This is a genomic window from uncultured Phascolarctobacterium sp. (assembly GCF_958349595.1).
In the GTDB taxonomy this organism is placed as follows: Bacteria; Bacillota; Negativicutes; order Acidaminococcales; family Acidaminococcaceae; genus Phascolarctobacterium.
Window position 1 is genome coordinate 347,907 of record NZ_CATWDQ010000002.1, and the last position, 21,278, is coordinate 369,184.

The following is a 21,278-nucleotide window of genomic DNA, read 5'->3' on the forward strand; positions in this document are numbered from 1 at the left end:
TACTTATGTAAACTATCCCCGATAACAGTTAAAATTCCAGTATGGAGCAATGCTCTGTACTGGAATTTTTTATTTTGCTGGGAGGCGATGAAGTCGGGTAAAGTTTTAGAGTTTATCAGCGGCTTGTATCACGAGCCGTTCGGGCCGAGTTTGACAAGGGTGATCATAACAGCGGCGTTTTTATTGTTTACTGGAGTAACTTTGTTTCTTGTTATTAAAGGCATGAGCTGGGAACATTACGATACCTTTGCTTTGGTAGCAGGTGGCGGTAGTATTTGCGGCCAGGTCGGCAATAAGTTTGTAAATAATAAGTGGCCGCAAACGCAGGAAAGGGGGTTTGTGAAATGAGTAAAATTTTTGCATGGATCGAAGAACAGCTGGGCCGTCTTGCTAACTTTTGCAGCGATGCTATCGAAGATCTGAAAGCTGCAGATGAAAAACTTTGTGAGAAGCTGGATGAGCTGGACGATAAGGCTCGTGCTGAAATCAAAAAATATAATAATCGGCAATGTGGCAAAGCTGTTGCTGTTGGTATTGTTGTTGGTGTGCTTTTGTGTTTAGGGACTAAAATGACTATTTAAGAAAAGAGGAAAAAGATGCGAGTTTGTATTGATGCCGGTCATGACGGCGTGATTGATTGTGGAGCAGTAGGGCAGCGAGGCTGCCTTGAAAGTGATATTTCTTTGTACGCAGCTCTGGCTTTAAAAGAGAATTTGCAGGCGCGTGGGCACGAGGTTGTTATGACACGTGAATGCAACGATGAGCGCTTATATTCCTTGATGCGGCGCGTGAATATTGCCAATGAGGCGGCGGCAGATCTGTTTATCAGCCTGCATTGTAATGCTGCTGAAAATACTGCTGCCAAAGGTATGGAAGTTTTTACCAGCCCTGGAGAAACTGGCGCAGATCCGTTTGCAACCATGATCTACGAGGAACTGGCAGCGATGTTTCCGGATCAGTTGCAGCGCACAGATTATTCTGACGGTGATCCCGATAAGGAAGCACGTTTTACAGTACTTATGGAAACAAATATGCCTGCGGTACTTGTGGAAATGGGATTCATTACAAATTGGCAGGAGGAAGCAGAGCTGTGTGATCCTAAACGTCAGGCTGAGATTGCTGTGGCTATTGGTCGTGCTGTGGATCGTTACGCTGCAGAATACTGCTGATGGATAAATTTTGGAAATTTGCAGCGCTGCTTTTGGCATTTTTCCTGGGCGGGTTATGTGCATATACGTTTGGGCCACGTCAGGAAAATACGATTGTGCAAAATAACACGATCAGGGAAAAGCCTGTCTATATTACCGGTAGTACGACTGCAGGCAGCAGAACGGAAGTTGCTTATGTGCCTAAAGAATCTGTCACTGTTACGAACAGTGACGGGAGTACCAGTGTTGCACGCGAGCAGACTGACGTAGAACTGAACGCTGCGCAGCCGACTGTAACGCTGAAAGTAAACGGCGAGCAGATACACATGCCGCTGCTGGGCGGGGAAAGCAAAAAGTTTGAAGCTGGCAAACTGGTATTGAACCAATCAACGGCAGCTGATATCAAGCTGGAAATACCGGTAATTGATAAAACGCGTAAGAACGCGGTCAGTTACGGTTTTAACAGCCGCAGTCTTGAAGAAATCGGTTACAGGCACAGATTTTCTAAAAACTTTGGTTATTACGTACGCGGCGAGGGCAGGCTGTTTACCGGGCGAAGCGAGCTTAAAGAAGGCGGCGCAGGATTGGAGTTGTATTTCTGATGGATGCGAAACTTTTAACAAGCCTGTTTATTGCAATTATGGGGACGGCGATGATGATCATGATGGGAGCCATAGGGTGGTGCGTGAAAGATATCCGGTCATCCATGCAGCGCAGCCAGGAAAAAAACGAACTGGCGATCAAGGATCTGCGCGCCGATTTTGAGCAGATGCGGTCAGATATGCCGATCAAGTACGTCTTGCGGGAAGATTTTTTGCGGGCGGTATCAAACATGGAAAACAAAATGGAAAAGGGCTTTGATGCTCTATCCAAAAAAATAGATGCGCTGAGGGCGCAGGGGACAGGCGGTGAATAAATGGAACTTTTGGACGCGGTATCTGCCAAAGAGATCCGCGGGCAGATTGTAGGAATTTTAAAACGTAATTATCCATATCAGACCGGTGACAAACTGATCAACGAGATCCTGCAGGATATGCAGTATATAGTATCGCCGGCAGTTGTTTCCGGGTACCTGACTTACCTTGAAGAAAAAGGTTACATTGAAAGTGAAAATGTTGCCGCCTATGGCGTAGCGCGCCGTTTGGTGAAACTTACTCCGAAAGGTATTGATCTAATCGAAGGTAACATTGACGCTGATCCGGGAGTGATGCTGCGTGATTAGAAATGGCAAAAACCGGGGACATCCAAAAATTGCGGAGCTGCCTGCTGAACTTCGGGATGCGATACACCGGAAGTTTACTGAGGGCTTTACCTATCAGGAGATCAGTCAGTGGATCACTGATGAAGGACATCCTATATCAAGAAGTGCTGTAGGTAATTATGGCAAAGAATTTTTGAGTAAGATGGAAAGCTTGAAACTGGCACGGGAACAAGCCAGGACGATTGTGGATGAAGGCAGCGATAAACCGGCTACGGAACTTATCGAAGCGGCCAGCAGTTTGACGCAGCAGCTGATCCTGGAACATCTTGTTAATAATAATATCGATCTGACGAAAGTTAAGGCAGACCGATTGATTCAGGCCCTGTCAATGCTGGAACGCAGTACGGTTGCCAGAGAGAGGTTGAAGCTTGAAAGCCGCCGTAAGGCTGATGAAGCGGTTAAGAACATCGAGAATGTGGCCGCATCTAAAGGTATAGACGCGGATACGCTGCGAAAAATAAAGGAAGAAATCTATGGGATTCTCTAAAAAGCATCAGGCGGCAGTACCGCTGCTGGCTTATCAGCAGGAGTGGGTCAACGATGATAGTCGTTTTAAGATCTGCGATAAAGGGAGGCAGACCGGTTTTAGTTTTTGCAGTGCGCTGGAAGTGGTTTTGAGTTGTGTCAGTCAGCGGTCGTTATGGGTAATTTTATCTGCAGGGGAACGGCAAAGTAAGGAGTATATGGAAAAGGTCAAGCAGCATGCCCAGGCAGTGGGAGTTGCTGCAGAGATGCTTCAAAGTACTTTTAAAGCTGATTCTTTAGATTATACGATGCTGGAAGTAAAATTTCCTAACGGCAGCCGGGCGATCGGTTTGCCAGCAAATCCTGATACGGCCCGTGGTTTTAGCGGTAATGTTATTCTGGATGAATTTGCTTTCCATCGTGATGCGAGAAAGATATGGACGGCTCTTTTGCCTACGGTCACACGTGGCTATAAAGTACGCGTTATATCAACGCCGAACGGTAAGAGTGGCAAGTTTTATGAGCTTTGGAATAATCCCAGCTGGTCAAAGCATTTTGTGGATATTTACCGTGCTAAAGCAGACGGGCTGGATGTTGATATCGAAGCCTTGCGTGCTGCCTGCGATAGTGAAGATGATTGGCTGCAGGAATATTGCGGTGAGTTTTTAGATGAAGCCAGCGCCATGATCACTTTTGAAATGATTGCTGCCTGTGAGGATGCGGAGGCTACAGTCGAATTGCCGGAGGATTTTGAACCAGCAGATGATTTGTATCTGGGCATGGACATCGGCAGGAAAAAGGACTTGTCAGTAATCTGGATCGACGAGAAAAAGGGCGATGTTTTTTGGACGCGAATGGTACTTGTTTTAAAAAAAATGCCATTTAGGCTGCAGCGTGAAACACTGTATAAATTTTTGGAGCTGCCAAAGCTGCGCCGGGCCTGTATAGATAGTACTGGTATTGGTGCGCAGCTGGCAGAGGAAGCAAGAGAGAAATACGGCAATAAAGTTGAGGAAGTTACTTTTACATCTGCCGTAAAAGAGGATCTGGCACTGTATCAAAAACAGCTCTTTGAAGATAAACGGCTACGGATACCAAGCCAGAAGGAAATCCGCAACGATATGCACGCTGTCAAAAAAATCGTTACAAGTGCCAATAACATCCGTTATGACGCTGATCGTAACGAGAATGGACATGCTGATAGGTTTTGGGCCAGCGCCTTGGCCAAGCATGCCGGAAAAGCAGGGAAAAGTGGCCATGTAGAATATGAATCTATCCGGAAGCGCAGGATCAAAAGACAGGAGGTGGGCTATTGATGATATTGGGAGCAGACGGAAAACCGTATAAGCAAATACAAAAACCTGACCGCGTCGAATATGCGCCTATCCGTCTTGAAGATAAATATTCGACGTATCCATCTAATAACTTGTCGCCTGTAAAGGTAGCCAGGATATTCAGGGAAAGTGACCAGGGTGATATTTACCGCCTGATGGAGCTTTTTGAAGAACTGGAAGGCAAAGACACGCATGTTTTCAGCCAGTTCCAAACCCGTAAAAGTGCTGTGATGGGGCTGGATTGGGAGATCATGGATGCCGGGCAGGAGAAGCTTGATCATGAAGTGGCCGAATTTGTCAGAAATGTTGTAGATGAATATCTGGATATGGAAGATGTTTTTATGGATCTACTGGATGCTATTGGTAAAGGCTTTAGCGTGATGGAGATCCTTTGGGATATCAGAAATGGCAGAGCTTATCCAAAGTTGAAATGGCGCGAACCTAAGAAGTTCTGTTTTGGCGACTATCAGGAAATGCGGCTGCTGAACGATGAAAACCCGATAAATGGGATGGAGCTGCCCCCGAATAAGTTTGTAATCAACAAAAACAAGTCACGCAGCGGCAGACCTAACAGGGCCGGTGTGATGTGGGTCGTGACCTGGATGACGCTGTTTAAGACTTATACTGTCAAAGACTGGCTGGCTTTTTCGGAAGTTTATGGCATGCCGATCCGTATCGGTAAGTATGATACCAGCGCCACGCAGGAAGATAAGGAAGCATTGATGCGTGCCATTATCAGTATTGGCAGTGATGCGGCTGGAGTGATCAATAAAAATACCGAGGTACAGTTTGTAGAAGCTGTAAAAAGTGACGGCGAGCTTTTTACGAATTTAGCCAACTTTTGTAATGCAGAAATATCCAAAGCGGTTTTAGGTCAGACGCTGACTACAGAAGTCGGAGCTGCCGGAGGCAGCAGAGCTTTAGGAGAAACACAAAATCAAGTGCGTAAGGATCTGGTCAGATCAGATGCTAAAACGCTGGCTAAGACGTTGAGGCGCGACCTGTTCGCACCGTTGGTGCTGTTTAATTTTGGCCCGCAGGTAAAAGTACCGTGGCTGAAATTTGCAACGGAGGAACAGGAAGATGCGGATAAGAAGGCAGATCGGTATAAAACAATTATTTGTGATATCGGATTACCAGTATCTAATGCGCATATGTATGAGGCTTTTGGAATCCCGACACCGCAGGAGGGTGAGGATCTCGTTAAACCTCCTGCTACCGGTACGTTGCCGCTGCCATTCAAAGATGATTTGCAGTTGTTAGCTTTAAAGAATTCCGAAAAAAAGTCACAGGCCGTCATTGATAAATTTGTCAGTGAACTGAGAGCTGCAGGTGTTGCGGCTACAGCGGACGATATGGCGGCGATTCGTAAAGTCATAGAAGAATCCGTTGATCTGAAAGAGCTGAGGGAAAAACTGCTGAGTGTTTACAAAGGGCTGAATAAGAAAAAGTTGCAGGAACTTTTGGAAAGGGCGCTTTTTACTGCTCAGCTTTTTGGCAGCCAGGAAATTGCTGCTATAAGCGGCGATAAAGTAAATGTAATTGATGAATTGAAGCCTTTGGAATTTGAACAAGCGGTTAAATATTTTGAAGATAAGGTACCAATGCGACCAGCTGAATTTAAACAGCTGCTGGATGCAGTTAAGAGCAAAGCTTTTACTGTGGCCGGTGTGACGCAGATGGAGTACATGCAAGATATTTTTGACGCTATCAAAAAGGCTTTAAGTAATGGCCAAACCGTAGCAGAGTTTAAAAAAGGCCTTACAGAGTTGTTGGAAAGCAAAGGCTGGGAAGGGCAGCTGCCGCATCATATTGATCTGGTATTTAGGCAGAATGTACAGACTGCTTATCAAGTTGGACGTTACCAGCAGATGACGACGGCTGCCGCAGTTGAGGCCAGACCGTATTGGATGTATGACGCGGTTAACGATGAAAGAATCAGGCCAACACATAAAATGATGGATGGTCAGGTCAGACGTTATGATGATCCTTTTTGGGATGAGTGGTATCCTCCTAATGGTTTTGGTTGCCGTTGTGGTGTAATCACATTGTCGGCGCAACAGGTAAAGCAACGCGGTATAGATGTTCAGCGTGGGATGCCGCGTGCTACTGTTGATATCGAAACCGGTGAGATCACTCACTGGAAACCGGATAAGGGTTTTGATGTGAATCCGGCTAAGACGGAATATAAACCTGATCTGTCAAACATCGACAGTGATTTAAAAGAGGCTTACCTGCAAAAGTGATATTTGCGTTTTAAGCATAGTCAAGAATGCCACGTGATAAATTACCCTTATACTGAAATTTGAAGTAAATTGAAGGCGATTAAAGGGGTTTTGAACGGGGGTAAAGGAAAGGAGCAACCGGATGAAATTGAAAAAAGTTGCAGTGCCATGTATTACAGTCTGTTGTGATGCCAGCGGGCCACCTGCAAAAATCATGCTGATACCGTATGGCGAAGTAAAAAGTACCAAGGGCAATTTTATTTTTGATGATGAGGCCGCGCATGAACTGCTGGCTCGTTATGAAAATAAAAAGAATGATCTGGTGATAGATTACGAACATCAGACTTTGTACAACGTACAGGCACCTGCAGCGGCTTGGATCAAAGCACTGGAATACAGAAAAGGGGAAGGGCTGTTCGGCGTTGTGGAATGGACTGAACGTGGTGGCAGCTATGTAGCTAACAAGGAATACCGGTATTTGTCGCCGGTGATCATGGTAAGGACTTCCGATCACAGGGCAGTAGCTCTGCATAGTGCGGCCTTAACCAATGACCCGGCTATAGATGGTATGATCCCTTTGGTAGCTAAAAACGATCTTGAAGATGAAATGGAGGATAATATGGAATTTTTGAAACTGTTAGCTCAAATGCTGGGCTTGCCGGAAACGGCATCAGAAACTGATGTTGCTGCAGCTGTTAAGGCGCTGCTGGAAAAAGAATCGGTCAGCATCAATAAGGAACTGCGCGATTTGTTGGAGGTCGATGATAAGGCCGACATCAATGCAATCAAAGGTAAGATCATCGCGATGAAGAATCCTGCGGGTTTTGTGAAGGTGGAAAAATACCAGGAGCTACAGACGCAACTGGCAGAAAAAGTAAAAGATGAACTGGTCACTGCGGCCTTGAAAGACGGCAAAATCGCACCGGCACAGAAGGAATGGGCAGAAACTTACGCTTTAAAGGATCCAGAGGGATTTAGAGGATTTTTGGCGATGACTGCTTCAGGAGCTGTCGTGCCTATCGGTGAAGTGGCTGGCGGTGAAGGTGTGAAACCGAAACAGGATGCAGATGACCAGGAAATGCTGATCCATAAAAATTTGGGATTAACCGCCGATGATTTGAAAAAATATGGAAAACAGGAGGAAAAATAATGGCTGAAAGAGTTACAGAGTGGCGTGAAGGTATGTTTGTAGTACTTCCGGTGAATGTTGGAACTACTATCGAAGAAGGCTGCATGGTAGTTATTGACAGTACAGGGTATGCAAAAACCGCAGCAGAAGAAACTGGTCTGGTTACTATTGGTATTGCTGAAAGTACCGTTGCTGCGGAAACAGAAGTGAAACATATTTGCGTACGGCGCAAGGGGTTATTTTTACTTGATAATTCAACTGGAGCCGATATGATCAAGCAGGAACATGTTTTTAAACCCTGCTATGCAGTTGGAGCCAGTGAGGTAGCGGCTAAAGATCGTGAAAGTGGTGATGCGGCTACACGGTCGGCAGCTGGTATCGTAGTTGAAATTGTTGGCGATAAAGTTTGGGTTGAGATTGGAGGATCTAACTGATGATTGTAAACAGTAAAAATTTACTTGGTATTCAAAATTCGTTCAATACTCTTTTTAATAAAGGTATTGGAATGGCCAAACCGACATGGGAGCAGCTGGCGATGTTGGTACCATCTTCCACCCGGTCGGAAACCTACGCCTGGCTGGGAGCTATGCCGGGTCTTAAAGAGTGGATAGGCGAACGCGTACTGCAAAAATTGCAAGCGAATGGTTATACGTTGGACAACAAGCCATTTGAAGATTCGGTGACTGTAAACCGTGACGATATTGAAGATGATACCTATGGTGTGTATGCTCCGTTGGTGCAGGGCATGGGTACTGCCGCAACGATGTGGCCGGATGAACTGGTTTATGCTGCGTTGGCCGCTGGTTTTTCTGAAAAATGCTATGACGGGAAACCGTTTTTCAGCGCTGATCATTTGATCGGCAAGAAAAAAATCAGCAATATGAGTACGGCTGCGCTGGATGTAGAAAGCTACGTTGAAGCCAGGACAGCGATCATGAGCTATACCAATGAAAAGGTTAAGCCTTTGGGCTTGGTGCCGAATCTTTTGGTTGTACCGCCCAGCCTGGAAGGCGTTGCCCGCAAAATTGTGAAAGCCGAAAATATCGCTCAAAAATATACGGGTGCAGATGGTAAGGTCAGCTATGTGCCTGAAAGTAATGTGTATAAGGACACTGCAGAAGTTCTGGTTGTACCGCAGCTTGCCGCCGCGCCCAAGGCGTGGTTCTTGCTGGATACGACTAAAGCAATCAAACCGCTTATTTTCCAGCGTCGTAAAGCACCGGAGTTTGTGGCCATGACAGCTCCTGATGATTATCGCGTATTTATGAACAAAGAATTTATCTATGGTGTGGAGGCACGTGGTAATGCCGGGTATACCTTGTGGCAGCTGGCTTATGGCAGCACTGGAGAAGGTGAATAATCATGTATTGCACGTTAGCGGATCTGCAGCATCAGGTAAGGCAGGAAGTTTTGGAACGCGTTGCCAGCGATGAAAACGGCCAGCTACAGCTTGATGTGATCGAATACGGAATCAGTCAGGCTGCCTCTGAGATTGATTCGTACTGCTGCCGTTATAAGCTGCCACTTAAAAATGTACCTGCAGTATTACAAAAGTACTGCGTTGATATGGCTCTGTTCCATATTTTCAGCCGCCAGGGTTTTAATTTTTCGGAAGAATCCGAGGATTATGTAATCTATATACGCTATAAAATGGCCATTGAATATCTGACTAAAGTCGCTAAAGGTGTTGTAGAGCTGCCGGGAGTAAATTCTGGCGGTTCTGGTAGCAACACTGCTGGCACATCTAACCTGCGTATTGCATCGAATAAGAGGCTGTTTTCGCGTGATCAGATGAAAGGTTATTAAACGTGGAAGTGCATGGAGATTGGAAAAAGCTGACTAAAGTGCTGAATCGATTGGAAAATGTTGATTTTGTAAAACTGCATGAGAATATCGGTGAAGTTTTGATCAGTACAACTCATGAGCGTTTTAAGAATGGACGTGCGCCAAACGGCAGCAAGTGGAAACGAGGCCGCAAAGGTACCGGGCAAACTTTGGTCGAATCCAGGCGTCTCAGAAATTCTATAACCAAACGCTTTAGCCGTGCTGGTGTTGAGGTAGGTACTAACGTAAAATATGCCAGGATACACCAGAAAGGTGGTACTATCCGGGCTAAAAAAGCTAAATTCCTGCGCTTTAAGGTTGGCAGCAGGTGGGCTATGAAAAAGTCAGTGAAAATACCGGCACGACCTTTTATCGGAATCAGTGCCGATGATAAACAGGAGATCATGCGCTTGTTTAGGGAAACGATCAGTGAGGCAATGAAATGATACGAAAACCGGTCAAGTTGTATTTAGAGCAGCATTTAATGGAAATAGGCTGTGCCAAGGTATTTACTGATCCCAAAGATGCAGGGGTCGCAAAGCCTAAAGAGTGGGCCTTGGTTTCGATGCCGGAAGCTGCCAAATACGAAACAAAAAATGAAAAAGTTACATATGTTGATAGGGACGGCAGGCGTACCTATCACTATAAAAAGTCTGAAGTGACTTTAGAGGCCAGCGTGCGGATAGCCGCTGACAATTTAGACAGATTATGTGCGTTAAGCGCTGCATTTATGATCGGCCTCGCACGCCGGATCAAAGATGATTATGGCTACGATATTGAATTATCGTTAGGTGAATCTGGTAGTGATCCTGCAGACAGTGAGGTAGCAATGAAAAATGAAATGATCATTACAGTTGTTGCTGTAGGCGGGGTGTATATCACGCGTGAAGTACCGTTGATCACAGCTGTTGAGCTGGAAACGGAGATTATCAGGAGGTAAATATGGCAGAAAAAGATGTGTTAAAAACTATTGAAGTATGGTCAGAACAGGAAAAAACACCGGCACATATTTTGGCTGGTGTGAAAGTAAGAAGAAATTGGGTCAGCGGCAAGGAAGTAACTTTAAAAGAGTATCAAGCCGCTGTTAATGGGTTTGTAAAAGGCCCATTGAGAGGAGTTTGACATGACTGCGAACAGATTGCCGGATGTTTATTTAAGTATTACAGATTATGGTCTTGGTATTTTGCCAGGAGGCAGTGCTGGTATTATTGCTAAAGTCGGTGTATCTAGTAAAGGCAGGGAAAACACTATTGCACTGCTGTCTGATTCCGATCAGATCGTTCCAAATTTTGGCAGTGGCGTGCTGGTTGATTCTTTGGCAGATTCCTTTACCGGCGGCAGCAAAACGATTTATGCCGTAAGAGCTGCCGCTGATATTCCTGGTACTATCAGCGAAGTTGTAAAAACTGCAGCCGACGGTGATACCAGCACTTTGAAGGTTGAATCAGCAAGCAAGCCGCTGGATGCCTATGATGTCATTGTTGAAATTACCGGTAGCGGTGCATTAAATGCTGCATCCTTCCGTTATTCTTTGGATGGTGGAAGCAGCTACAGTGACCGCATTACTGTTCCGTCTACTGGGAAATATACCTTGGCTGATACCGGACTGGAAATGACGTTTACCGGTGATTTTATTGCCGGTACTGTTTGGAAATTCAAAACCACCGCACCGCAAGCGTCTGTAGGCAATATTATTGCTGCAGTACAGGTGTTATTGGATTCTGCTCTGACTTATGAATGTATCCATGTTTGTGGGGAAAGTGATCCTGCAGTTTGGACAGCGCTGGATGTTTTGGCCAAACAGGCAGAGGCAGACTACCGCTATTGCTATATTGAAGCTGACGCACCGTATAAGTCTGGAAACCAGACTACAGATGAATGGGTCCAATATCTAAGCAATGCACGTGCTAATTTTGCATCTACCCGTGTAGGTGTGTGTGCTGCTTTTGGTACTGTTGTTGATATGCTTACAGGAAAGCAGGTAGTAAGAAATCTGCATGGCATCATTCGCGGCCAGATCTCGACATTAAAACGCCAGGAATCTCCGGGCGCTGTAGAAAAAGGCGGGTTAAATGGTGTTGTGAATATTCAGCCTGCAGATCTCAATAATGCACAAATTTTGGCATTGGATAATGCCGGTTTTACTACAGTTCGCAAGTTTATTGGTTTAAATGGTATCTACATTACCAATGGCCGGATGATGAGTGAAAACGGCAGCGATTATGAACAGGAAGAAAATCGTCGTGTAATGGATCACAGCTGTGAACTGGTACGGTCGCAGGCTCTGAAAAAAGTTAAATCAGGAATCCCAGCAGAAGGCCCCAAAGCATTAGAAGCCTTTTTAAGTCATGCGCTCAACTCTCAGATCGGTGAGGGTGAGATCATTTCCGGTACCGTCGTTATTCCGGACGATCAGGATGTTTGGTCTACAAGTAAAATAAAAACGAAAATTAGGATCGTACCAGTGCCGATCATGCGGGAAATTGAAATCGATATCGGCTTTGAAAATCCTTATTTGACTACGGAAGCGGAGGGATAAGCTTTGATCAAAGGTATTAAATATGATTGGGAAAGTATTACGTTAAATATGGATCATGGCGAACTAATTGATATTACCAGTATCGATTATGACGATGAAAGGGAGCTGGAAGCTCTTTATGGTAAAGGTTCTAAGCCTGTCGGCGTTGGTCGCGGTAACTATAAAGGTACCGGAAAATTGACGATGCGGCGTGAAGAATTTATCAAAATGGAAGAATCTGCAGGCTGCAGCATCTATGAGATGGAACCCTGGCCCATCGTGGCAAGCTATGCTAAAGACGGTGAAGCTATCCAGACTGATACATTGGAGCAATGTATGTTCACAAAACGAAAAAACAGTCACAAACAGGGCGACAAAGAAACCAGTATTGAATTGGACTTTATCATTTTAGGCAATATTAAGATCAACGGCAAAGAAGCCTGGAAATAATGGAGGATTTTAAAATGCAGGTAACAGAGAAACAAATTAAGGACTGGAAAACACAATATGGGAAGGTATTTTTACTGACAGCAGATGAAGAAGATGTTTGCGATCAGGACATCTATATCAGGAAACCGACACGACCTATGTTTGATCGCTTCCAGTCTACTTTGATGAAGAAGGACAAAACGGGTGATGCTACCAAACAGCTGCTTTTTGATGTATTACTTTTGCCGGAAAAAGAAGTTTTGCAACAGCTTTTTGATGAACGTCCGGGATTGGTAACGGCAATTGGTAATCAGCTGATGGAGATTGTTGGTACCACAGTAAATTTTACTGCCAAGGCATTGTAGACGACTACGAAAATAAAAAGGAAAACCCTCTGGCAGCGGCCAGAGGGTTGATTGCAAAATATTTTCGGTTGTCGCTTGAACAGGTTGATGCTTTGCCTGACGATGATTTTATCGACTATGCCGGATCTGCAAGATGCCTTGAAGAACGAGAGAATATAAACATGGTCAATGCGATTCGGAGGGCGCTTTCGGAGGAAAATTAGTGGATTCCCTTTTATAACCTTCTCTAAAACCTTCCCAGAGACCTTTTGCTATCGGGGCGATAATAACTTCATATGCGCCGTGCAGGAAAATCAAAGCAACAGGGATTGCTAAGATGGCACCGACTACTATAGCAATCATCATGCCGATGCTGATGCCAACACCGAAAAACAGTAACGCAGTATCAAACATAGTATCCCTCCGTTCATTTCTTTAAGTATATTATATCACAAGAAAGGAATACTGCAAATGGATCAAGTAATGAAGCTGTCTATTATGTATACCGTGATAGACAAAGCGACCGAACCGATACGGAAGCTGAAAAATACTTTGACCAATTTTGAGAAAATTGTTCAAAACGGCAGAGGTATGCAGGAGTGGGGGACCAGGCTTGGCATGACTGCGGCTGTGGTTAGTGCGACTTCGGATAAAATGAATGGTTATGTAAGCAGCCTTAAACAGCCTTATATGGAGGTTGAAGATGCTTTGCTGGCATTACAGACAGTTACAACATCTTCTTATGGTGACATGCAAAAGTCTATGCAGATGACGCAGAAAGCTGCTGTTGAGTGGTCTAAAAAGCATCGGGACAGTGCTGCCCAATATATCCAAACAACGTATCAGATGGCTTCTGCGGGCCTCAATGATGTGCAGGCGATAGCAGCAACAGAAACGGCTATGCGAACAGCGCGTGCTACGATGGGCGATTCCGCCGAAGCTGCCGGGTTGATTGCTGTTGCTTATAACAATATGGGTGATAAAAGTAAGGATGCGCAAAAGGAAATCGGCAAGCTGGGCGATATCATTACCAAAACACAGCAGGCTTTTCAGATAAAAAATCTCAATCAGTTATCCGAAGGCCTGAAATATGCTATTCCTACTGCGCTGCAATTCGGACAAAGCTTTGAGGAAATCAATGTTGCTGTAGGCGCATTGAATAATGCAGGTCTTACTGGTGGTCAGGCGGGTACTGCTTATGCTGCAGCAATGCGTCAAATGAATAAGGCCAGTTCTGAATTAGGGTTTGAGATCGCAAGGTCTGCCAGCGGTGGTATTGATTTTATAGCTACCCTTGAAAATATCAACAATACCTATGGCAGCTTTAAGGATATGGCGCCGGAAGTGCAAGAAGCTTTCAAGGCCGCTTTTGGCGATGAAGGTCTGCGTACAATATCTTTGCTTGCCGGTAAGACTGCTGATATGCGCAAGCAGATGGATGCTGTACATGGCTCTTTGGGGGCTGCAGCCGAAGCACAGGGAATCATGGAAAGTTCCCAAAGCTCTAAAATGCAGATAGCAGCAAATAAGCTTGATGCTGTTAAGATAAATTTCGCTGAAAAGTTAGTAGAATCTGGTACTGTAGCTAATACGATTATTCCGAAATTTGCCGATTTAGTAGCTTGGGTAGGTGATATGGCTATTGCTTTCGCAGAAGCGAATCCGAATCTTACTGCAATGATTATGTTTGTCTTTATGCTGACGGCGGGTATTCTGGCGATCGGCGCACCGCTGTTGATGGCGGTCAGTGGCATAGTGGCTTTTGGTGGTACCTGTGTAAGTACTTACGCCACAATAGGTGATGGGATTGGCAGAGTATGTGATACGATTCGTGCTGCAGACATAGGCGGGCATGCTAAGAGTATAAGTGATGCAGTTGGTTCTGGAATTGGAAAAGCCAGGAGAACTTTAGTTGAAGGTGCTTTGGCAGCAAAAAACTTTGGACTGCAGATGGCAGCGGCAGGAAAGGCTGCAGCTATAAGCGCAGCTGGAGGAATTAAAAAGGCTGTGATTGGCATGGCCAATATGGCAAGGCAAGCAGTAATAACTGCCGTAACAGCATTGCCAGGGCTTATAGCGTCTACCTGGGCATGGACTGCTGCTTTGCTTGCTAATCCTGTTACATGGATCGTAATTGCGCTTGTAGCGGCGATTGCTCTTTGTATTTACTATTGGGATGATTTGAAAGCCGCTGCTATTAGTGCATGGGATTGGATCGTTGCTGCAGCTACTGATGGCGTTAATGCCTATCTTGGAATTTGGCAATCTCTGATCGACTGGGTCGTCAATATGGGAGCAACTTTCTTTAATAGCGGGGCAGCTCTTTGGGATGCTTTTACGCAAGGTATTGCCTCAAAGCTTTCCGGGCCGGCAGAAATGGTCAAGGCTGGATTGCAGTATGTACGTAATATGCTGCCGTTTTCAGACGCAAAAGAAGGCCCTTTGTCACAGCTGACGAAAAGCGGCAGGGCGATCATGACAACGATTGCTAGTGGGGTGCCACAGGGATATGGTTTGCTGCAGGCGGCGGTAGCAACCGGCTTTGGTGGAATTGAACTGCAGCCTGAACTGCCTTTTACTTGGCCAATGGCTGATCCTATGGATCCAGTCGATAAAAATAATGGCCGCAGGGAACCGAAGGAATCTATTTTAGATCGGTTCAGCAAAAAGATCGATCGTCGGTTGGCTATTTACGGCGATGTAAACATGAAAGTAAATAAGATGGACGATGCAGATAGTCTTGTGCAGACGTTACGCATGATTGCAGATCAGGAAGGGGACGATGATGAGGATTGAGATCACAGATACCAGCGGGCAAATCAAACTCAATGATAGTTTTATTCCTGGTGTCTTTCAAAAATTATCTATAGACAATGAAGTCAAGTATGACCAAAAATCGGTAAGTGGCAGTAGTGGCACTAAAAAGCAGGCGGTTGGTTTTGAAGATGCAATAGTTTCGGTTACTTATCTTCTGCAGAATGATGAACAGTCAACACCATACCAGAAACTGCAAGAGCTGGTAGCGCTGTTTCGGTCTATGGATAAGAGTGCGAAACCTCAGATTTATAACATAGTCAATGAGCATACAGCAGCGTTTGGTATTGATAGAGTACTGTTTAAAGGTATAAGGACTAACGAGGATAACCGGAAGGACTACATTACGGCTACGCTTGATTTCATTGAGTGGGAGCCGCCTGTGGTAAAAATCGAAGAAAGGGCAGTGAGAGGAAAGGTCAAGAGCCGGAAAAAACTTACTGCTGCAGATCTTAAAAAGTATCAAAAGCAGCAGTTTAGTTTGGACGCTATTGCTGATCCGGGCGAAAGCAATTCAGAAGTTACAATGCCTGAATCTCCTGCAGTTGATGATGATGCAATTTGACCATATTCAGATAGATGTATTTATTGATTCTTTCAGAGTCAATAAATTATACCGGTTGGATGTGGTCAGCAGTAGCGAAACACCTATTGATCTGGCCAATATTGAAATTCCTGCGGAGTTTGTGAATGTTGACGCTATTTTAAAAGATATGCCAGTCAAAATTTACATGGGTTATTATGGCAGCGGTACCTGGCTTTGTTTCAGCGGGTTGGTCAAGGATGTATCATGGGGGCGTACTATTACCATTTACTGTAAGGATCTCATGGAAGTTTTGCGGAAAGAGAAAACAGTAAAAGCTTTTGTGGACGCAACGCCAGCGGTTATTATGAAATATTTACTGAATCAAGCCGGTGCCGATGATTTTATTATCAGTAATAGCAAGCAGCCATTGAAACACTATTTTGTTTTGTCTAATCAAAATATACTGCAGGCACAGCGGCTTATGCAGTCTGCTTGGGGATTGCAATGGTTGTTTTATCGGGAACCGGAAGGGCAAATAGTGTGGCAGCCACTGGAGGAAACTGAACGATTTAACAGCGGGGAGCCAGTACTGACACTGGAATATGGTGTGAACCTTTTGGAGCTGGTACCGACAGAAAACAGTCAGGGGTATTTGCGGACGTTTATGTTGCCGTTCTTGAGGCATGGTCAGGTCATTACTATTATTGATCGTCGTTATTGGGCCAGTGATGTTGACGTAGTAATAACAAAAATAAATTATATTTACAAAAATGATAGTGCGGAGATGATGGTAACATGGCGGATTCTAAACAGCTGAAAGATTTGATGCGTAAAATTGTGCGGTCGATGTTTCCGGAGATGTCAGGGTACCAGTATCCGATCAAAGCGCGGGTTGTCAAACTGCATACTGCAGGAGGTAGGGTAACAGAGTATAACAAGCGTTATTCCGTCGATGTGCAACCTTTAAAACAGGATGGCAGCGTTGATGCTACTAAGCCGGTTATACCTGATGTGCCAATTGATATTATCTGGGCCGGTAATAAACGCGGCATATTCTGTTTGCCAAAGTGTGGTACGGTTGTGCGCATTGGTTTTTATCATTGGGATGCTGCCATGCCTTTCGTGTCTGCGGTATTGGGCGACGGGTATAATGTGCCAGAGCATCCGGCTGATAGTTTGGTGATCCAACAGGCTGACGGAACTGCCGTAGTTATTGAACCTGATGGAAAAATAAAAATTGAAACCGGATCAAGTAAACTGGTAATTGATAAAAGTGCATTATCAATTACCGCTAAAACTATTACGGTCAATGGTGGCGCGATAAGCGTTGATACAGGGGGGAATATAGCTATCGCTGACGGCGGGCCAGCTATTGCCCGTGTTGGCGACAGCGTGCAGTGTTCGTGCGGTACAGGCACTATCACCAGCGGCAGCAGTCGTGCTACCTGCGGAGGTTGATATGGAAAAATATTTAGGTATCGACATGGCAATAAGCAATCAGGACTTTAACGTGAAACCAAGCGGTGATATATCGGCGGTTAGTGGTAGAAGCTGCCTTGCGCAAGACTTGTTGCATGCCTTGACTACGCCAAAAGGATCCCTGTTATGGCATCCTGATTATGGCATGGATGTATATAAATTTTTAAAAATGCCAGGAACACCTATAAATAAGCTGCAGCTGCAACAGGAAATAAAACGAACTGTCGAAGCGGATCCACGTGTTGAAATTGGATCTACACAGGTTGCGATTGCAGAATGGGACATGAACAAGATTTGCTGCAAAGTAAGCACGCAGCCGATCAGCGAAGGTCATAGGCTTAATTTGGTGCTGGGGTATGGCATGTATGATATTTCAGGGGAGGTGGTGACCGATGAACTGGCGTGAGCTGATTGGTATTAAAAGTTTCAGCGAGCTGATCGACGATGCGCGACTAAAGCTTGCTGCAGGTGACAGTAAAATAACAAACTGGACTGTTGGTGGTGTTTTCAGGACGCTGGTCGAAGTATGCTGTTGGGGGTTGGCGCAGTTATATAGTTTGTTGTTGACCGTTATACCAATGGGGTTTTTAGAATATGCTACAGGTAAATGGCTGGATCTGAAAGCTGTTGATGTTGATGCTAAGCGCAGGATAGCTGTGAAAACACAGGGCAGGGTATTGTTTTCCAGGAGCGGTGAAATTGATGATCTAAACATGGTTGTAGTGATAAGTGCCGGGAGTATCGTTAAAACGAATATACTGGATGATGGCAAGGAGTTGCGCTATTTTGTCACACAAGAAATGATTTTGGCGAGTGGCGAAACCAGCATTGCGGTACCAGTTGAAGCAGAGTTTGCCGGTAGTGCTTATAACGTGGGCGATGGATATATCAGGGTATTGGTAACGCATATACCAGGTATTGATGCTGTTACTAATAGCGTGGACTGGCTGACGCTTGAAGGTGCCGATGAAGAATCTGACCAGAGCCTGCGTGAACGATATAAGCTGCGTTGGCACGAGCTTTCTACAGGATCTACAGCAAAAGCATATGAATCGTGGGCGTATACGATTCCGGGGGTGATAGATGTTTCGGTAGATGATTCCCATCCGCGTGGTGATGGTACTGTTGACGTGATAATCGCCAGTACTAAAGGAGCACCGACAGAGGCTTTGAAACAAAGCGTTAAAGATTATATTGATACCAAAAGGCCAGAGTGCAGTGATGTACAGGTATTGTCACCTGTTTTGAAAACGGTTGATCTCGACATTACGCTGTTTTTATTCCCAGACCGTGGAGAAAGTGAAGTTGTGAAAACAGCTGCGGAAACAGTTATCCAAAAATTCTTTTTTTACCATGATGACGATGATGCTATAGAAGCGCAAAAAATTGGTGATGATTACTTAAATGCTCGACTAATTAGGTATTTAATGGCCATTCAACACGTCTTTAATGTGCGGATAAATTCGCCTGCAGCTGATGTTGTAGTGGCTCGAAGTGAGCTTGCTACAGTGGGTACCATCAATATCAATATTGAAAGGGCGACTGAAACATGAACTTTAATGATTATCTATGGGATCTTTTGACAAGGCCTTTTCGCCGTGAGGGTACCAGTGAGATCAAGTTGTTTTTTTCAGTCGTTGGCGGTTTGTTTGACCGTGCAAAGCAAACGGTGTTTCTGCTGCGTAGGCAGTGGATTGTATTGACTGCATCCGAAGATGCTTTGCGCTTGTTGGGCGCAGAGCGGGGGATCTTTCGTACTGATTCGGAATCACTTGCAAATTATAGACGCAGGGTATCTGCTGCCTACATGATTTATGCTGCAGGAGGCACACATCCTGGCATAATCAACGCTCTGCAGCGGATTGGCTATACTTTTCAAATCGCCGAACGCAAGCCAACATGGGCAAAGTTCACGATTTATTTATGGTTTAAATTCGGTCTGCAGATGAGCAATGCAGAATATCAAAGACTGGACAAAACTATTTTTGATATGAAACCTGCCCATACATTGCCGGTCTATGTTTTTGATTTTATGCCGGAACCTGGGCAGCGGATTGAACTAACTAATGGCTTTTTGTGTGAAGCGGATATAATGGCCAAACATGATTTTTGGTGGACTTTGCGCGAAATATACAGGCTGGATGGCAGCTTAAAGCTGGATGGTAGTATTACTTTAGGCGATGGATGGGCTACGGTTTTGATCCTTGATGGTAGTCTAAAACTTGATGGCAGCAGTCTTTTAGACGGTAATACCAAGCTGATTGATGATGGATGGCGGTGGACAAATAATGTTCTGAATCGTAGTGAGGTTTTTGGGGATATGTCCGTCGTAATATCGTTTCCTGAACGGTCTGTAAGGCTGGATGGTAAAACTTTTTTGGACGGGAGCTTAAAACTTGATGGGCAGAAAGAATGTAATACATTAGGCGTAAACATAAAGACAGCGGTTGAAAGAATCTATGCCGAGAGCGGTATCAGTAATGGATTGGAGGTTTTACAGTAATGGTTGATTTAAGGCAAACAGCAGCATTGGAAAATGCAGACGGTACAAACAATGCTTTTAATATTGTTACAACAGATTTGATACGCCAGAAGCTTGCAAAAGCACTGGCAGAGACAGGAAGGATCCCGGTGATAAAATATCTTGCGTTTGGTACGGGTGGAGTTGATCAGGATAATGTACCAATTCCTCCAGAGCCGACGATGAACGCGCTGCGAAGCGAAGTGTTTAGGCTGCCTGTAGAAAGCGTGGAATATCCGGTGCTAACAACTGCAGACATAATGGTTTATGTTGAAAGTGCTGAATATAACGGTACAGAGATATCCGAGTTTGGTGCTATTGATGAAGATGGAGATTTTATCGGTATACAAAGCATGCAGATAGTTACTAAGCAGGATCGCGTAACACTCAAATTTCACTGGTATTGCGAATTTTAGGAGGGATATATAAATGGCTGATGATAACTACAGAACAGACTTATCTTTTAGTATAGTAAAAAAGGCTCTTACAAGAACGACGCTTAATCTTGCAGATAATTTTAATGCGATATTTGAACAACTTTTTAGCAATGATGCACGCCTAAAGGAAAGTATTGATAAAATGAAAACTGACGGTGTAAAAGCCAACGGTGGCAATGCGGATACTTTGGGTGGCAAGGGAATAAGTTATTTTGCGAAAGATGGGCATAAGCATCAAAAGGCTGATATCGAAGGATTTCCAGAAAAGTTACCAGCTGATGGTGGCAATGCCGATACTGTTGCTGGTAAAAAACCTGGTACTGCAGCGGGAAATATTTTGGTATTGGATGGTCAGGGTAAGGTACCGAAAGAAAATCAGTATGATGCGGAATTCAAACTTTACTGGAAAGCACAGCAAAGTGTTGGAACTGGTGAAGTAAGATTCCCAAAAGATGGGCCAACGTGGTCATATCTAGTATGTACGCAAGCTGGCACAACTGGTTCAAGCGAACCAGAAATTTTAACTGCCGATAGCATTATCGTTGACGGAAGTGCAAAATGGCTTGTTAGAAGTTTAGGTAATACTGGCTTGGCATCTTATCCGGTTGGGTCGATTTATATGAGCACAGTAGCTACATCGCCTGCAGATCTTTTTGGCGGTACGTGGGAGGCAATGCCGGCAGGACGTGTTTTGCTGGCACAGGGCACATCAGAATGGGGCGTAGAATACCAAGCTGGTAGTATCGGCGGCGAACATGAACATCAGTTATCTGTCGGAGAACTGCCGCAACATAGCCATGCTGCAAACGCTTCTACAAGTAATA

The 21,278-nt window shown here is 44.8% G+C and carries 28 protein-coding genes and 1 pseudogene; 28 read left to right on the top strand and 1 reads right to left on the bottom strand.

Translation table 11 applies throughout. The features are described 5' to 3' along the window. Positions 1-87 precede the first annotated feature (87 nt). From Q4G98_RS03285 to Q4G98_RS03375, 19 genes are all read left to right on the top strand, one after another. The gene (locus Q4G98_RS03285) at positions 88-348 is read left to right on the top strand and encodes a hypothetical protein (RefSeq protein WP_293719859.1); all 261 of its coding nucleotides are present in this window, start codon (positions 88-90) and stop codon (positions 346-348) included. Next, positions 345-581, top strand: coding sequence for a hypothetical protein (locus Q4G98_RS03290; RefSeq protein ID WP_298563465.1), 237 nt, complete (start codon positions 345-347; stop codon positions 579-581). Before Q4G98_RS03285 ends, Q4G98_RS03290 begins: the two co-directional genes overlap by 4 nt. A gap of 15 nt (positions 582-596) precedes the next feature. Beyond that, positions 597-1,169: an N-acetylmuramoyl-L-alanine amidase gene (locus Q4G98_RS03295; protein ID WP_298563463.1), complete on the top strand. Its 573-nt coding sequence runs from the start codon at positions 597-599 to the stop codon at positions 1,167-1,169. Further along, positions 1,169-1,750 (top strand): hypothetical protein, encoded by a 582-nt coding sequence (locus Q4G98_RS03300; protein ID WP_298563461.1) that lies wholly within the window; start codon positions 1,169-1,171, stop codon positions 1,748-1,750. Before Q4G98_RS03295 ends, Q4G98_RS03300 begins: the two co-directional genes overlap by 1 nt. Further along, positions 1,750-2,064: a hypothetical protein gene (locus Q4G98_RS03305; protein ID WP_293719851.1), complete on the top strand. Its 315-nt coding sequence runs from the start codon at positions 1,750-1,752 to the stop codon at positions 2,062-2,064. The genes Q4G98_RS03300 and Q4G98_RS03305 overlap by 1 nt, the downstream gene beginning before the upstream one ends. Further along, positions 2,065-2,370 (top strand): hypothetical protein, encoded by a 306-nt coding sequence (locus Q4G98_RS03310; RefSeq protein ID WP_293719849.1) that lies wholly within the window; start codon positions 2,065-2,067, stop codon positions 2,368-2,370. After that, positions 2,363-2,896, top strand: coding sequence for a phage protein Gp27 family protein (locus Q4G98_RS03315; protein ID WP_298563459.1), 534 nt, complete (start codon positions 2,363-2,365; stop codon positions 2,894-2,896). Before Q4G98_RS03310 ends, Q4G98_RS03315 begins: the two co-directional genes overlap by 8 nt. Beyond that, positions 2,883-4,190: a terminase family protein gene (locus Q4G98_RS03320; protein WP_298563457.1), complete on the top strand. Its 1,308-nt coding sequence runs from the start codon at positions 2,883-2,885 to the stop codon at positions 4,188-4,190. Before Q4G98_RS03315 ends, Q4G98_RS03320 begins: the two co-directional genes overlap by 14 nt. Then, entirely contained in the window at positions 4,190-6,454 is a 2,265-nt protein-coding gene (locus Q4G98_RS03325) for a DUF935 family protein (RefSeq protein WP_298563589.1), read from the top strand. Before Q4G98_RS03320 ends, Q4G98_RS03325 begins: the two co-directional genes overlap by 1 nt. Before the next feature lie 121 nt (positions 6,455-6,575). Beyond that, a complete protein-coding gene (locus Q4G98_RS03330) occupies positions 6,576-7,583 on the top strand; it encodes a phage protease (RefSeq protein ID WP_298563455.1) in 1,008 nt (335 codons plus the stop codon). Next, positions 7,583-7,996 (top strand): hypothetical protein, encoded by a 414-nt coding sequence (locus Q4G98_RS03335; RefSeq protein WP_293719840.1) that lies wholly within the window; start codon positions 7,583-7,585, stop codon positions 7,994-7,996. The genes Q4G98_RS03330 and Q4G98_RS03335 overlap by 1 nt, the downstream gene beginning before the upstream one ends. Then, positions 7,996-8,922: a Mu-like prophage major head subunit gpT family protein gene (locus tag Q4G98_RS03340; RefSeq protein ID WP_298563451.1), complete on the top strand. Its 927-nt coding sequence runs from the start codon at positions 7,996-7,998 to the stop codon at positions 8,920-8,922. The genes Q4G98_RS03335 and Q4G98_RS03340 overlap by 1 nt, the downstream gene beginning before the upstream one ends. 2 nt (positions 8,923-8,924) lie before the next feature. Further along, positions 8,925-9,368 carry a gp436 family protein gene (locus Q4G98_RS03345; RefSeq protein ID WP_298563450.1) on the top strand — a complete coding sequence of 148 codons (444 nt, stop codon included), beginning with the start codon at positions 8,925-8,927 and terminating at the stop codon, positions 9,366-9,368. A 2-nt stretch (positions 9,369-9,370) separates the two neighbouring features. Beyond that, positions 9,371-9,832, top strand: a complete 462-nt coding sequence (locus tag Q4G98_RS03350) for a phage virion morphogenesis protein (protein WP_298563448.1) — start codon at positions 9,371-9,373, stop codon at positions 9,830-9,832. After that, positions 9,829-10,326 carry a hypothetical protein gene (locus Q4G98_RS03355; protein ID WP_298563446.1) on the top strand — a complete coding sequence of 166 codons (498 nt, stop codon included), beginning with the start codon at positions 9,829-9,831 and terminating at the stop codon, positions 10,324-10,326. Before Q4G98_RS03350 ends, Q4G98_RS03355 begins: the two co-directional genes overlap by 4 nt. Positions 10,327-10,328: 2 nt before the next feature. Continuing rightward, on the top strand, positions 10,329-10,508 hold the full coding sequence (locus Q4G98_RS03360; RefSeq protein WP_298563444.1) for a hypothetical protein: 180 nt from the start codon (positions 10,329-10,331) through the stop codon (positions 10,506-10,508). A gap of 1 nt (position 10,509) precedes the next feature. Next, the gene (locus Q4G98_RS03365; RefSeq protein ID WP_298563442.1) at positions 10,510-11,925 is read left to right on the top strand and encodes a DUF2586 family protein; all 1,416 of its coding nucleotides are present in this window, start codon (positions 10,510-10,512) and stop codon (positions 11,923-11,925) included. Between the two features lie 3 nt (positions 11,926-11,928). Continuing rightward, positions 11,929-12,354 (top strand): hypothetical protein, encoded by a 426-nt coding sequence (locus tag Q4G98_RS03370; RefSeq protein ID WP_298563440.1) that lies wholly within the window; start codon positions 11,929-11,931, stop codon positions 12,352-12,354. Between the two features lie 14 nt (positions 12,355-12,368). Then, the gene (locus tag Q4G98_RS03375) at positions 12,369-12,698 is read left to right on the top strand and encodes a hypothetical protein (protein ID WP_298563438.1); all 330 of its coding nucleotides are present in this window, start codon (positions 12,369-12,371) and stop codon (positions 12,696-12,698) included. Between the two features lie 165 nt (positions 12,699-12,863). Here Q4G98_RS03375 and Q4G98_RS03380 read toward each other — a convergent pair whose 3' ends face one another. After that, positions 12,864-13,091, bottom strand: coding sequence for a hypothetical protein (locus Q4G98_RS03380; RefSeq protein ID WP_298563436.1), 228 nt, complete (start codon positions 13,089-13,091; stop codon positions 12,864-12,866). 57 nt (positions 13,092-13,148) lie between these two features. On the opposite strand from Q4G98_RS03380, the gene Q4G98_RS03385 reads away from it, so the two are divergent. The 9 genes and pseudogenes from Q4G98_RS03385 to Q4G98_RS03425 all read left to right on the top strand — a co-directional run. After that, positions 13,149-15,473, top strand: coding sequence for a phage tail tape measure protein (locus Q4G98_RS03385; protein ID WP_298563434.1), 2,325 nt, complete (start codon positions 13,149-13,151; stop codon positions 15,471-15,473). Beyond that, on the top strand, positions 15,460-16,056 hold the full coding sequence (locus Q4G98_RS03390; RefSeq protein ID WP_298563432.1) for a hypothetical protein: 597 nt from the start codon (positions 15,460-15,462) through the stop codon (positions 16,054-16,056). Before Q4G98_RS03385 ends, Q4G98_RS03390 begins: the two co-directional genes overlap by 14 nt. Further along, positions 16,040-16,834, top strand: a complete 795-nt coding sequence (locus Q4G98_RS03395) for a hypothetical protein (RefSeq protein ID WP_298563430.1) — start codon at positions 16,040-16,042, stop codon at positions 16,832-16,834. Before Q4G98_RS03390 ends, Q4G98_RS03395 begins: the two co-directional genes overlap by 17 nt. Next, positions 16,813-17,475 carry a hypothetical protein gene (locus Q4G98_RS03400; RefSeq protein WP_298563429.1) on the top strand — a complete coding sequence of 221 codons (663 nt, stop codon included), beginning with the start codon at positions 16,813-16,815 and terminating at the stop codon, positions 17,473-17,475. The genes Q4G98_RS03395 and Q4G98_RS03400 overlap by 22 nt, the downstream gene beginning before the upstream one ends. A gap of 1 nt (position 17,476) precedes the next feature. Next, on the top strand, positions 17,477-17,902 hold the full coding sequence (locus Q4G98_RS03405; protein WP_298563427.1) for a GPW/gp25 family protein: 426 nt from the start codon (positions 17,477-17,479) through the stop codon (positions 17,900-17,902). Beyond that, positions 17,889-19,049, top strand: a complete 1,161-nt coding sequence (locus Q4G98_RS03410) for a baseplate J/gp47 family protein (RefSeq protein ID WP_298563425.1) — start codon at positions 17,889-17,891, stop codon at positions 19,047-19,049. The genes Q4G98_RS03405 and Q4G98_RS03410 overlap by 14 nt, the downstream gene beginning before the upstream one ends. After that, a complete protein-coding gene (locus Q4G98_RS03415) occupies positions 19,046-19,999 on the top strand; it encodes a phage tail protein (protein WP_301961835.1) in 954 nt (317 codons plus the stop codon). The genes Q4G98_RS03410 and Q4G98_RS03415 overlap by 4 nt, the downstream gene beginning before the upstream one ends. Beyond that, entirely contained in the window at positions 19,999-20,433 is a 435-nt protein-coding gene (locus Q4G98_RS03420) for a hypothetical protein (RefSeq protein WP_298563421.1), read from the top strand. The genes Q4G98_RS03415 and Q4G98_RS03420 overlap by 1 nt, the downstream gene beginning before the upstream one ends. Before the next feature lie 13 nt (positions 20,434-20,446). Next, positions 20,447-21,278: pseudogene (locus Q4G98_RS03425) on the top strand (hypothetical protein); the annotation flags it as partial.

Bases quoted from the DNA above. Each gene is read 5' to 3' on its own strand.
- Q4G98_RS03285 (WP_293719859.1), top strand. From the start codon at position 88: ATGAAGTCGGGTAAAGTTTTAGAGTTTATCAGCGGCTTGTATCACGAG.
- Q4G98_RS03345 (WP_298563450.1), top strand. From the start codon at position 8,925: ATGTATTGCACGTTAGCGGATCTGCAGCATCAGGTAAGGCAGGAAGTT.
- Q4G98_RS03375 (WP_298563438.1), top strand. From the start codon at position 12,369: ATGCAGGTAACAGAGAAACAAATTAAGGACTGGAAAACACAATATGGG.
- Q4G98_RS03420 (WP_298563421.1), top strand. From the start codon at position 19,999: ATGGTTGATTTAAGGCAAACAGCAGCATTGGAAAATGCAGACGGTACA.
- Q4G98_RS03385 (WP_298563434.1), top strand. From the start codon at position 13,149: ATGGATCAAGTAATGAAGCTGTCTATTATGTATACCGTGATAGACAAA.
- Q4G98_RS03320 (WP_298563457.1), top strand. From the start codon at position 2,883: ATGGGATTCTCTAAAAAGCATCAGGCGGCAGTACCGCTGCTGGCTTAT.
- Q4G98_RS03355 (WP_298563446.1), top strand. From the start codon at position 9,829: ATGATACGAAAACCGGTCAAGTTGTATTTAGAGCAGCATTTAATGGAA.
- Q4G98_RS03365 (WP_298563442.1), top strand. From the start codon at position 10,510: ATGACTGCGAACAGATTGCCGGATGTTTATTTAAGTATTACAGATTAT.
- Q4G98_RS03405 (WP_298563427.1), top strand. From the start codon at position 17,477: ATGGAAAAATATTTAGGTATCGACATGGCAATAAGCAATCAGGACTTT.
- Q4G98_RS03400 (WP_298563429.1), top strand. From the start codon at position 16,813: ATGGCGGATTCTAAACAGCTGAAAGATTTGATGCGTAAAATTGTGCGG.
- Q4G98_RS03395 (WP_298563430.1), top strand. From the start codon at position 16,040: ATGATGATGCAATTTGACCATATTCAGATAGATGTATTTATTGATTCT.
- Q4G98_RS03415 (WP_301961835.1), top strand. From the start codon at position 19,046: ATGAACTTTAATGATTATCTATGGGATCTTTTGACAAGGCCTTTTCGC.
- Q4G98_RS03300 (WP_298563461.1), top strand. From the start codon at position 1,169: ATGGATAAATTTTGGAAATTTGCAGCGCTGCTTTTGGCATTTTTCCTG.
- Q4G98_RS03335 (WP_293719840.1), top strand. From the start codon at position 7,583: ATGGCTGAAAGAGTTACAGAGTGGCGTGAAGGTATGTTTGTAGTACTT.
- Q4G98_RS03330 (WP_298563455.1), top strand. From the start codon at position 6,576: ATGAAATTGAAAAAAGTTGCAGTGCCATGTATTACAGTCTGTTGTGAT.
- Q4G98_RS03290 (WP_298563465.1), top strand. From the start codon at position 345: ATGAGTAAAATTTTTGCATGGATCGAAGAACAGCTGGGCCGTCTTGCT.
- Q4G98_RS03305 (WP_293719851.1), top strand. From the start codon at position 1,750: ATGGATGCGAAACTTTTAACAAGCCTGTTTATTGCAATTATGGGGACG.
- Q4G98_RS03380 (WP_298563436.1), bottom strand. From the start codon at position 13,091: ATGTTTGATACTGCGTTACTGTTTTTCGGTGTTGGCATCAGCATCGGC.
- Q4G98_RS03325 (WP_298563589.1), top strand. From the start codon at position 4,190: ATGATATTGGGAGCAGACGGAAAACCGTATAAGCAAATACAAAAACCT.
- Q4G98_RS03410 (WP_298563425.1), top strand. From the start codon at position 17,889: ATGAACTGGCGTGAGCTGATTGGTATTAAAAGTTTCAGCGAGCTGATC.
- Q4G98_RS03390 (WP_298563432.1), top strand. From the start codon at position 15,460: ATGATGAGGATTGAGATCACAGATACCAGCGGGCAAATCAAACTCAAT.
- Q4G98_RS03360 (WP_298563444.1), top strand. From the start codon at position 10,329: ATGGCAGAAAAAGATGTGTTAAAAACTATTGAAGTATGGTCAGAACAG.
- Q4G98_RS03295 (WP_298563463.1), top strand. From the start codon at position 597: ATGCGAGTTTGTATTGATGCCGGTCATGACGGCGTGATTGATTGTGGA.
- Q4G98_RS03340 (WP_298563451.1), top strand. From the start codon at position 7,996: ATGATTGTAAACAGTAAAAATTTACTTGGTATTCAAAATTCGTTCAAT.
- Q4G98_RS03310 (WP_293719849.1), top strand. From the start codon at position 2,065: ATGGAACTTTTGGACGCGGTATCTGCCAAAGAGATCCGCGGGCAGATT.